Origin of the sequence: Slackia faecicanis (assembly GCF_003725295.1) — a bacterium.
Classification (GTDB): Bacteria; Actinomycetota; Coriobacteriia; order Coriobacteriales; family Eggerthellaceae; genus Slackia; species Slackia faecicanis.
In genome coordinates this window covers 127,806-138,990 of record NZ_QICB01000002.1, presented here as the reverse complement: position 1 = coordinate 138,990, position 11,185 = coordinate 127,806, and the positions used below count along the sequence as shown (strand labels likewise).

The 11,185-nt window shown below is 63.2% G+C and carries 8 protein-coding genes and 1 tRNA gene; 4 read left to right on the top strand and 5 right to left on the bottom strand.

The genetic code is table 11. The annotated features are described in order from the left end of the window. The first annotated feature begins 69 nt into the window (after positions 1–69). The gene (locus DMP07_RS03220) at positions 70–2,028 is read left to right on the top strand and encodes a fructose-1,6-bisphosphatase (RefSeq protein ID WP_123197711.1); all 1,959 of its coding nucleotides are present in this window, start codon (positions 70–72) and stop codon (positions 2,026–2,028) included. Between the two features lie 293 nt (positions 2,029–2,321). Here DMP07_RS03220 and DMP07_RS03215 read toward each other — a convergent pair whose 3' ends face one another. Together DMP07_RS03215 and guaA are read right to left on the bottom strand one after the other, a co-directional pair. Beyond that, a complete protein-coding gene (locus tag DMP07_RS03215) occupies positions 2,322–2,618 on the bottom strand; it encodes a CxxCxxCC domain-containing protein (RefSeq protein WP_123197710.1) in 297 nt (98 codons plus the stop codon). A 76-nt stretch (positions 2,619–2,694) separates the two neighbouring features. Next, the gene (gene guaA / locus DMP07_RS03210) at positions 2,695–3,678 is read right to left on the bottom strand and encodes a glutamine-hydrolyzing GMP synthase (protein ID WP_123197709.1); all 984 of its coding nucleotides are present in this window, start codon (positions 3,676–3,678) and stop codon (positions 2,695–2,697) included. Positions 3,679–4,058: 380 nt separating this feature from the next. On the opposite strand from guaA, the gene DMP07_RS03205 reads away from it, so the two are divergent. Together DMP07_RS03205 and DMP07_RS03200 are read left to right on the top strand one after the other, a co-directional pair. Beyond that, positions 4,059–4,135, top strand: a tRNA-Pro gene (locus DMP07_RS03205). Positions 4,136–4,425: 290 nt separating this feature from the next. Next, positions 4,426–8,412 (top strand): discoidin domain-containing protein, encoded by a 3,987-nt coding sequence (locus DMP07_RS03200; protein WP_123197708.1) that lies wholly within the window; start codon positions 4,426–4,428, stop codon positions 8,410–8,412. A 95-nt stretch (positions 8,413–8,507) separates the two neighbouring features. Here DMP07_RS03200 and DMP07_RS03195 read toward each other — a convergent pair whose 3' ends face one another. The 3 genes from DMP07_RS03195 to DMP07_RS03185 all read right to left on the bottom strand — a co-directional run bounded on the left by DMP07_RS03195 (position 8,508) and on the right by DMP07_RS03185 (position 10,883). Continuing rightward, positions 8,508–9,632 carry a DUF1648 domain-containing protein gene (locus DMP07_RS03195; RefSeq protein WP_244594832.1) on the bottom strand — a complete coding sequence of 375 codons (1,125 nt, stop codon included), beginning with the start codon at positions 9,630–9,632 and terminating at the stop codon, positions 8,508–8,510. A gap of 5 nt (positions 9,633–9,637) precedes the next feature. After that, positions 9,638–10,060 carry a GntR family transcriptional regulator gene (locus DMP07_RS03190; protein WP_123197707.1) on the bottom strand — a complete coding sequence of 141 codons (423 nt, stop codon included), beginning with the start codon at positions 10,058–10,060 and terminating at the stop codon, positions 9,638–9,640. A 397-nt stretch (positions 10,061–10,457) separates the two neighbouring features. Then, positions 10,458–10,883, bottom strand: coding sequence for a TOBE domain-containing protein (locus tag DMP07_RS03185; protein ID WP_123197706.1), 426 nt, complete (start codon positions 10,881–10,883; stop codon positions 10,458–10,460). Positions 10,884–10,956: 73 nt separating this feature from the next. Here DMP07_RS03185 and DMP07_RS09095 point away from each other — a divergent pair, with 73 nt between their 5' ends. Next, positions 10,957–11,136: a hypothetical protein gene (locus DMP07_RS09095; RefSeq protein ID WP_211324495.1), complete on the top strand. Its 180-nt coding sequence runs from the start codon at positions 10,957–10,959 to the stop codon at positions 11,134–11,136. Positions 11,137–11,185: the final 49 nt, after the last annotated feature.

The window sequence follows — 11,185 nt, the reverse complement described above, 5'->3', positions numbered from 1 at the left end:
CGGGGGCATAGTATCCTTTTGACGAAGACTGTCATGCCGCGCGTCAGCGCAGGTCCAAGGAGGCTGAACATGGAAAGAGCGGAAAAGCGATACCTGGAGCTTCTCTCCCAGTCGTTTCCCTCTGCCGCCAAGGCGTCGGCGGAAATCATCAATCTGAGCGCCGTGCTGAACCTTCCGAAAGGAACCGAGTTCTTCGCATCCGACATCCACGGCGAATACGAGGCGTTTTCGCACATTCTGCGCAACGGCTCCGGTTCCATCCGCCTCAAGATCGAAGACGTGTTCGGCGACGCCCTCACGGCTGCCGAAAAACGCTCGCTCGCGTCGCTTATCTACTATCCGCGCGAGCGCATGGAGCTGGTTCTGGCCCATGCCGACGATGCGGCCGCCCAGGCCTGGTATGCCGAAGTGCTCCCTCGCCTCGTTTCGGTATGCAAGCGCGCGGCGCAGAAATACACGCGTTCCAAAGTGCGCAAGGCGCTGCCCGATAATTTCGCCTACATCATCGAAGAGCTGATGACCGAAGACCGAGACGGCGTCGATAAAAAGGCGTATTACGCTGCCATCATCGAGGCCATCATCCGCACGGGCCGCGGCGGCGATCTGATCGAGGAGCTGTGCCTGCTGATTCAGCGCCTTTCCATCGACCATCTTCATATCGTGGGCGACATCTACGACCGAGGCCCGTATCCGCACGTCATCATGGATACGCTGATGGGCTATCACGCCCTCGATATTCAGTGGGGCAATCACGATATCGTCTGGATGGGCGCTTCGCTCGGCCAGCGCGGATGCATCGCCCACGTGGTGCGCAACTGCGCCCGTTACGGCAACCTTTCCATTCTTGAAGATGCGTACGGCATCAACATTCTGCCGCTGGCATCGTTCGCGCAGGCCGCATACGCCGACGATCCGTGCGTGGCGTTCGGCCTGAAGGGCGATCCCGACCTGTCCGATGCCGAGCGCGAGCTCAATGTGAAGATCCAGAAAGCCATGGCCATCATCCAGTTCAAGGTGGAGGCGCAGCTGATCGACGAGAACCCCAGCTTCGGCCTGCAGGATCGCAAGCTTTTGCATCGCATCGATTTCGAAAAGGGAACCGTGACGGTCGACGGCATCGAATACGAGCTCACCGATACGGTGTTTCCCACGGTGGACCCCGCCGACCCGTACCGCTTGACCCCCGAGGAAGAAGAGGTCATGCAGCGCCTCGAGCAGGCGTTCGTCAATTGCGAGAAGCTGCAGCGCCACATGCATTTCTTCCTGGAGGCGGGCAGCCTGTACAAGGTGTACAACGGCAATCTGCTTTTCCACGCATGCGTGCCCCTGAACGCCGACGGAACGCTCATGGAGACCGACGTGTACGGCGCGAAGTTCAAGGGCCGTGCGCTCTATGACGAAATGGAGCGCTACGTGCGCGCGGCGTTTTTCGACGCCGACCCCGTGATGCGCAAGCGCGGCCGCGACCTGATGTGGTACCTGTGGCTGGGCCAGGGTTCGCCTTTGTTCGCGAAGAGCAAGATGGCAACGTTCGAGCTGTACCTGATCGCCGACAAAGCGGCGCGCAAAGAGGTGAAGAACCCGTTCTACACGTTCCTCAACGACGAGGCGGTCATGGCGGGCATCTTCGAAGATTTCGGTCTCGACCCCAAAACCTCGCGCATCGTATGCGGCCATGTTCCGGTGAAGGTGAAAGACGGCGAAGACCCCGTGAAATGCGACGGCCGCGTGCTGACGATCGACGGCGGCTTCTCGAAGGCGTACCAGCCTACGACGGGCATCGCGGGCTACACGCTCATCTCCAATTCGTACGAGCTCATTCTGGCGGCGCATGAGCCGCTCGAGTCCACGCGCGCCGCTGTGCTCAAAGAACTCGACATCCATTCGTCACGCAGCGTCATCGCGTGGATGGAGAACCGCATGCTCGTGGCCGATACCGACAAGGGCAAGATGATCAAGGGGCGCATCGCCGATCTTGAACAGCTGCTGGAAGCGTATCGTCGTGGCGAGATAGCCGAGAAAGAGTAGACGCTTTCGATAGCGTGTTCAAACGGTGCGAATGAACGAACGCCCTCGCTTCTTTTCCCAGGAAGCGAGGGCGTTTTCGCAGGGTCGCAGGGCTCTTGCCTGGCCGCGTGGTTTTCGCAAGGCCGTGTTGTTTTGTGCAAGCGTTCGACTGTCTTAGGTTTGCGGTCTTCGCGGATGCGTCGGCTTCTTCATGCCTGCGTGTTTTGCGCGTTCATAGGCGACGCGGGTTTATGCCGTGCGAGTTGCGGCGGCATTCGGCTTCGTTCCCGCTGCAAAGATGTGCAAGGTTTCGCTTAGCGTTCGCGGAAGATGCGCACATAGGCGCAGCCTTCGGGCAGGTGGTCGGCGAAAAGCGCATGGCGCAGGGTCACCTTGTTGCAGCGGTCGCACGCTTCGAAACGGCGCTCGTACACCGTGCATTGCCTGGTGGCCACGTCGAGGAATTCGCAGGGCGCCGCGTAATCGATGATCACGTCGCCGTCTTCGTCCACTTCGCGCATGAAGCAGCAGCGGCCGCATTGGTCGCAGAGGCTGTCCCATGACGAGCGGTATTTCAGATAGCGGGAGACGATTGTCCACGGTGGAAGCATGGCGGGTCTTTCTAGAGAGAAACGGCCCCGCTGATGCGGGGCCGTGGTGCGATCGTTTCGGTTGCGAAGCGCGGGCTTATTCGAATTCGATGGTGCCGCAGGGCTTCGGGGTGAGGTCGTACAGGACGCGGCAGATGCCGTCCACCTCGGCGGAAATGCGGTCGCCGATCTTCTTGAGCAGCGCCCAATCGAGCTCGGGAACCTCGGCGGTCATGGCGTCGACGGTGTTGACCGCGCGGATGAAGGCCGGCCACTCGTAGAGGCGCTTGTCGTCCTTCACGCCGGTGACGCGGAAGTCGGGAACGCTGACGAAGTACTGCCACACCTTGCCTTCAAGGCCGGCGGCGGCGAATTCCTCGCGCAGGATGGCGTCGGCTTCGCGCAGCGCCTCGAGGCGATCGCGGGTGATGGCGCCGAGGCAACGAACGCCCAGGCCAGGGCCGGGGAAGGGCTGGCGCTCGACCATGTTCTCGGGCAGGCCGAGCTCGCGGCCGATGACGCGCACTTCGTCCTTGTAGAGCAGCTTGACGGGCTCGCACAGCTCGAACTGCAGGTCGTCAGGCAGGCCGCCCACGTTGTGGTGCGCCTTCACGCCGTCGGACTCCAGGATGTCGGGATAGATGGTGCCCTGGGCGAGGAAGCTCACCTCGTCGCCCACCTTGCGGGCCTCTTCCTCGAACACGCGGATGAACTCGGCGCCGATGATCTTGCGCTTGGCCTCGGGCTCGGCAACGCCGTCGAGCAGGCCGAGGAAGCGGTCGGTGGCGTCCACGTACACCAGGTTCGCGTCGAGCTGGTTACGGAACACGTCGACGACCTGCTCGCTTTCGCCCTTGCGCATGAGGCCGTGATTCACATGCACGCAGATGAGCTGCTTGCCGATGGCCTTGATCAGCAGGGCCGCGACGACGGAGCTGTCCACGCCGCCGGAAAGCGCCAGCAGGACCTTCTTATCGCCGATCATCTCTTTGGCCTCGGCGACCTTCTCGTCGATGAAGGCCTGAGCGAGCTCGGGGGTGGTGATGCGTACCATGTCGTCAGGGCGCTTGTTGGAATCCATGCGTCGTTCCTTTCGGTTCGTCTCGGTGCGGCGTTCGCGTCGCTTTAATGTCGGGTAGCATTATGCCTTTATTCGGGGCGTATATGCGAGGGCAATAGCGCCTTCGGGGTGCTTTTCTCCATGTGATTTGCATCAGAGGGCGGCTTTATGGGCTTTTTCGCGCATATCGGGCGGGGCGAAGCGGCTTTGTGGCGGCATGCGGGATGCGCGGGGCCGATCGGCCCGGCTTCGTCGCGCGCGTCGCATGGGCGTGTCGTCGTGCGGGCTTGGGTGAAGGCGCGGGCCCTTGCCGGCGTTCGCCCGTTCGTCTAATATATGAACCTCGCTGTCGAAGGCGGCCGCACGGTTTTTGCGGCACGGGCCTTCGTTTCAAGCGTCGCCGGGATGTGGCGCAGTTTGGTAGCGCGCCTGCTTTGGGAGCAGGATGTCGCAGGTTCGAATCCTGTCATCCCGACCATGTTCTATCGAGCCGGTCCTTCGGGGCCGGCTTTTTGTTTTCCGGACGCCCGTCGAAACGACGGCCCGGCCCGAACTTATGCGTCTTCGGTCCTGAACCTCGTTCTTGACGGCCGTTGCGCCGCCTCGTTTCTTCCCGGTTTCTTTCTAGCAGAGGTTTTTTCTCCATCCTGATTTTTATCGTGGCCCTGGGCGCCATCTTGCCTTTATAATGCGGCGTCCGTTTTTTTCGAGCGGACAGGGCATGCCTGCGACGCCGGCCCGCCGGCGCCGTGGACGAAAGGGGAACAAGTGAAATACTGCATGGGGAAGGTCTCGCGTTTTTTTATTGCGACGTGCTTCGCTGCGCTTGCGCTCGCGTGCGCATTCGCGCTGCCTGAGCGTGCCTTCGCGGCACCTGACGAGCTGCGCACGCTCGAGGCGCTCGATGAATCGATTCGCGCCGAGGCTGCGCCTGGCGAATGGTCGGACGCCGTGCGCAACGGCGCTCTTTCCGAGGATCGGGAGTTGCTTATCCTGCAGCGCAATCTGGTTTCGGAAGTCGGCTACGACAACCTTGCCGCATACGCGGACGAATCTGCCGAAAGGGCCGATTTCCTCGCGTGGTTTCTGAGCGATCTTCCGACGCTGCGTTATTACGTTTTGGGCGGCGATCCCAACGTGCGCGACGGCAAGGCGAGCGCTCGCCAGCATGTGGGCGCGTTGGATATCCTGCGCCGTTTGCGCGCCGCGCATCCTGAAGACCTCGAAGGCGCCGAAGCCGACGTGCATCTGCGCATGATGGTGTCGGCGTCGCTTGCGCAATCGGGTCGTTCGCGCCTGTGGACAGGAGACCCGGGTTTCGTGTCCGACCCGCTGGTGCGCTACGAGACCATTAAAATCTTCCGCGATAACGCCGAACGTTATCGCTTCCAGAAAGACCTGTTCGATGGGCTGCCTGTAGAGAACATGCGCTGGGTGTTCGAAAATCAGATCACCGACGCGGAGTTGCCGTGGCTCGCCAACTATACGCTTGCCGTGAAGCCCGACCCTGCGCATGAAAAAGACCGTTTGAACGCGTATTCCTACATCTGGTACGGCGGCGTGAACAACAGCTGGGCAAGCGAGGGAACCTACGCCTACAAAGGCTTCTATGACCAGGCGCTTTTCAACGGCCCTGTCACCGAGATCAAGCCTTCGGGCGAAAACGGCGCACGCCGCGAATGGCCGGGCGGGTGGAAAGAGAAATACAAGCTCGATTACGTCGACGAGAACTTCCCCAGCCAGGCCGAAGGCGACCCCTTCTACATCGGCTGCGGGCAGATTTCCAGCGCCCCCGGCGCCACGACTGACGTCAGACAGTACCACCGCCTGTGGATGGTGTTCGAAAAGGGCGGCGTGTGCGGCGCGCTGGCGAAGACGTTTTCGAACCTCAACTGCATGGTGGGCGCTCCGTCCGCGGTGGTAGGGCAGCCGGGGCATGCGGCCACGATGACCTATGAACTGCGCACGAACGCCGCGGGCGAGCTCGAGGGCGGCTACCGCATTCAAAACGACGTGTCGGGGTGGTCGAACTCCGACGTGCCGGCAGCGGCGCATTATCTGAACAACTGGAAGCAGCAGCGCGAGAACAAGGGCGAATACGTCAGGGGCGGCACCTACACCGTGTACGCTCAGGACGCGCTCAACGATTTCGATGCGTATGCGAGCAGCTACGAGCTGCGCCTTCTGGCCGACAGCTTCGAATCGGTCGAGGACAAATCGGTGCTCGTGGACGCCGCCCTTGCGGCCCAGGGCATCAATTACGACGCTATCACGGCCAAGATCGCGCTGTATGAACAGAAGGGCGCGAGTAAGCAGGAATGGATAGCACTGGCCGGCCACGTGGCCGACGCGCTCGCCTACTACCCGCTGCCGATGCACGACTTCATGAAGGTGATCGACCAGCGCACCAAGGGCGCCTATATGGTCGAGCTTGAGGATCTGCGCGTGCGTACGCTGCAAAAGGCCGCGAAGGCCGAGGCGGGCGACGTGCTGCAGCCGGAGATTTCCAAGGCCATGGCCAATGTGCTTCTGGGCAAATCCGACGGCCATCTGGTGACGTTTTCGTTCGACGGCCCCGATGCGAACGCGATCAAGCTGGGTGCCCAATTCGCTTCGGGCGGCACGCCGTGGGAGTACAGCCTCGACGGCGGAGCGTCGTGGAAGCAGCTGGTGAACGGCCAGGTGAAAGAGGATCTGACCGACGAGCAGGTGGCGTCCATCACGGCCGAAAACGACATTCTGGTCAGGTTCATCGGGTCGAACACGGTCAATGCGATCGATATCGGCAAAGCGCCGAAGGAGCTTCCGCGCCACTTCCTCAACGATCGTTCGAACGCGCTGTATTTCGAAGATTCCAAGATGCCGGCCCGTATAGAAACACGCGTGAGCGACGGCGCATGGACGCGCCTGGCCGAGCGCAATCTGTTTGCGGGCGATGTCGACGTGCAGGTGCGTCGCGCGGCTTCGGGCACCATGCTTGCCTCCGAGCCCACGACGCTTTCGTTCACGGAAGGCCGCGAAGAGAAGATGGCGTTTGTTCCGTACGCGGAGTTGAACGTGAATTCGTATTCGTCGTCGCAAAACGGCGAGGGCGGTGCCAGGAGGGTGCTCGATGGCAATGCGCTTTCGTATTGGCATAATGCCTGGTCGGGCAATGATGTGGATGGCTGGATCGTGATCGACCTGGGCCGCGAGCGCGACATCGCCGCGTTCGATTTCTGGCCGCGTCCCGATCACGGCAACGGCACGCCGCGCCATAAGATGGTCGTTTCCGTGGCTCCCGATACGGGCGCGCCTGCGGGAGCGGCCGTGGCCTCCGATGCGTTCAGCACGGCCAAGGTTGCCAGCGGCTTTTCGTGGAAGGCAGGCAAGCCCGTGCGCGTGATGTTCGACGAGCCCGTGACGGGCCGCTATATCAAGCTGCAGGCGCAGGGCGCGAATGGCGACGCGTTCTTCGCGTGCGCGCTGCTCGATTTCTTCGAAGTCGCGAAGGAAAGCCCCGAGCTGCAGGCGTCGCCCATCGATCTGGGAAGCGTGCAGTACGGCGTTCAGGCTCCGTCGGCGGCGCTTTCCCTGGCCAACAGCGGCGCGGCGCCTGCGTTCATCGACGGCGTGCGCATCGTGTCGGGCGAAGACGGCGCCCAGACCGACGCGTTCGCGGTGTCTGCGGGCGCTTCGGAAATAGCGCCAGGGGCGCAGGACGGCTCGTGGTCGGTTTCGGCGAAGTCAAGGCTTGCGGCGGGAACGTACGCCGCGGCGGCGATCGTGTCCTACCATGCCGAAGGCGAAGAGCCGGGCGCGCGCGAGGCGCAGGCCGAGGTGGCGCTCGAGGTGACGAAGCGGGTCGAGCACGAGCTGACGCTGTCCGTCGAGATGGACGCGACGACGGCGCGCCTGTCCGTGGACGGCGCCGACGACGCCGAGGTGCAGTATGCGCTCTGCACGATCCCCGAGCATCCCGCAGACGACGCGGCCAGCGTGGCTGCGACTTCCGTGCTCGATGCGTGGACGTCCGAATCGGAGTTCGTGGGATTGAGCCCCGATGTCGAGTACTACGCCTTCGCGCGCACGCTCGAGGGCGACAATCATGCCCAAACCGTGATGAAGGCGCCTGTGAAGGTGGTCGTGACGAACCCTGACGGGCCGGACGCGGGCGGCGACGGCTCGAACGGAACCGACGGCGGCAACGGCGACGGCCAGGCTCCTCCGGTGGGCGACGGTCAGAATCCTGACGGAAACGGCGGATCGAATGGCGGAGACGGAGCCGACCCCGATCCCGATGGAAACGGCGGCGAAGGCGGCCAGGAATCCGGCGGAAACGGGCAAGGCCCCGATGCCGATGCCCCGAATGCGGGCGACGGCGGTCAAGATTCCGGTCAGAACGACGGCGGGTCGGGCACAGCTCCCGATCTTGAAGGCGGCCAGGGCGGCAACGGTTCGACAGGCGGCCCCGATGCCGATGGCGGCCCGTCCGGCCAAAACGGCGGTTCGTCTGCCGAAACGCCCGGCCAGGGCGAAGCCTCCGGTTCGGCGGCCGCAGGCGCGGGTTCGCAGGCCCCGTCTTCTGCCGAAGGCGGCAGCGGCGAATCGGACCCCCGGGCCGATGACGGCGAGACCGACCGGGTGGTTGCCGCCATGTCCGATGCGACGGCACCCTGGGCGGTGGGTTCGTGCATCGCGGCGCTCTCGTCGCTGACCGCGGCCGTCATCGCCCTGCGCATGCGCGGCCCGCGCCGCGAGGAAAATCTCCGGTAGCGCGCGGCGGTCGAGACGCGCTGGATATTTTGCGGTAACGAAAAACCCCGCAGCCCGCACGGCGAATCGTGCTCGAGGCTGCGGGGTTTTCGCATTTATGCCGCCAAGGCAGTCACGACGGCGATGAAGGCCGCGGTGACAAGGAGCATTCCGATGATGATCGCCCACGCGGCGGGACGGGCGAAGTTGAGCGTCCAGCCTATGCCGAATCGTTCTGGGAGGAACAGGCTCGCATCGTCGCGATTGACGTAGAAGATGCCCAACTTCCAATGGTCGTCATCGTCCATCGTCATTTCCGAGCTTGTCTGCATGCGTGAGAACACGCGCGAACCCGCCTGGCCGTACGCCACGGACAAGGCGATGCTGCCGATGACCACGGGAATAGTCAGCAGCACTACGATCGCGCCCGCTTGGCTCAGGTTGACGAAGCCCGCAGAGGCAAGCAGGAATAGGATGCCGATGCCGCCGCTGAGAATGAGCCCCACGGCCAGCAGGAAGATGCTTTGCGCGCGGGCGAAAAGCCCGTATGCAAGCGTCGAGGCGGCGGGAGCCGATGCGTCGCCCGCACGTTTCGAATGCCTGATCGACCAGTGCGAAAAGACGAGGCATGCGGCCAGGAACACTTCGATCAGCACGGGGAGCCCGATCGCCGTGGCGATGGATTTCGGGGCATAGTCCGTCACGTTTCCTGAGAAGTCGGCATGCATGGGCAGCATGTCGGGCATGGATGGATACAGGGCGAATCCGATACATGCCGTGACCAGGATGACGGGAATATAGAGCAGGTTCCACGCCAGGGAAACGGCGCCGGGCAGGTCGTCTTCGGCCGCTACGGCGATGGCCTGCCTGCTCTGAGCTCGCCAGCCTTCGGCGTGCTTGATGGCGGTCACCGCACGGCGATTGACGAGCATGAGCGCGAACGATGCAACGATGGGAGCCATGACGGCGGCGCATTCGAGCGTCGTGCCGAGCGACTCGCTCCCTGAAACGATCAGCGCGCCTGCTCCTGCCGAGGCGAGGGCGCAGGCGATCGCGACGGCCGTCATAATCGCGGCGTAGCGTTTCTTGAGCGCCATCAGGCGCGGGTCATGTTGCGCAGAGGAGGGCACCGTTACGGCGAAGCATTCGTTGCGGCGCATGAGATACGGGGTGAAGGCAAGCAGCAGGCCGACGGAAAGCGTCAGCATGGTCAGCATGGTTACGGTTGCGGCGGCGATCACGGCAATCACGCTCCTTTCGTCGGGTCGGTTCGTTCGGCGTCGGCGAAGACGTGCTCGGCCTGCTCGCGCGCCTTATCAACGAACGAGCGGCACGTTCCGCCCTGGGCGCGGTGCTCAAGGGCGAGCTGGCGCAGGCTTTCTTCGAGTTTCTCGGTGCTGGCGGCCAGCCGCTCGGGCGATGCGCTCTGTTGGAAATCGGCGATCACGGCACCTGCTCGGCCTCGCATGACCAGGTATCCTTCGTCGCGCAGCACCGCGTAGGCCTTGTTCACCGTGTGCAGGTTCACGCCCAGGTCGCTTGCCAGGGCGCGCACGCTTGGCAGGCGGTCGCCCGCGGAAAGCTGCGCGCAGGCGATCGCTTCCACGATGCGGTCGCGAATCTGCAGATACACCGGATCGGACGACGCTTGGTCTATCCGTATGATCATCTTCGTGCCCCTTTCTTCGATATTGTTCTATTTGTTATAGGCTAAATATAACAATAAGCATGCAAGCGCGCAAGGGAGGAAAGAAGGCGGGGAGGGGCTGGGGCTGCGCGTTCGGTGCCTTGCGGCGGCGGCCGCGTTCCAAGCGGCCTATCGGCGAGGGTTCAGGTTGGGGAAGAGATCGCGCCGCGCTTTGGCGGCTCGTGCTGCATGCCCTATCCGTCAAAGCTGCCCGCAGGGCGACTCGGGCCATGCCTGCAGACGCTGCATTCCAGACGGCCCATCGACGTTTCGATTGCTGGAAAAGAGACGCTTCTTGCCGAAAACGAAGAAGCGCCCCGCGAGGCGATGTGCCGTGCGGGGCGCCTGTGCGACGCGGTATGCCGTTTGGGGGTCAGCCTTATTCGACGCCCACGATCACGTCGGTGGACTTTACGATGACAAGCGCGGCAGCGCCCTCGGTCAGGCCGAGCTCGTCGATGGCGTCGTTGGTGATGGAGCCCTTGATCGTGCCGCCGTCGGCGAGCTTCAGGGACACGTGGCCGTTCACGGCGCCCTTCTTGACGCTTTCGACGGTGCCTGCAAGCTGATTGCGCGCGGAGATGCCGGCGATGCGCTCGGAGCCGGCGGCGAACATCACGCTGGTGGCCTTGATGATGGCGTAGGCGTCGACGCCCTCCTTGATGCCCAGGTCATCGATGGCTTCCATGGCGATGGAGGCCTTCACGGCCGCGCCGCCCAGGTCGATGGTCACGATGCCGTTCACGGCGCCTTCGGCGACGGAGGAAACGGTGCCTTTGAGCTGGTTGGGGGCAGAAATCTTCACTGCGTGTCCTTTGGCGCGCGGCGCGGCCGATGTCTGCATCGGGTCGGAGCGCGTGTTTCACCAGGTAGAAGGCGTGGACTTTCTGCCTCTGCAGACCGAATGGCTCGATGTGGCCTTCACAGAAGAGGAACGTAGCAAGCCGTTCGTGGACGCGGCTGTCCGTCTGATCGGGTCGCGCGCGTTCAAGGACGAGGCTGCGCGCATCGTGGGCTACGCGACGGAGCGCATGGGCGAAACGGTTTATAAACGATAATTTACGTTCGCACGCTTCGAGTGCAGACCGTTGACGCGGCGTCTGTTAA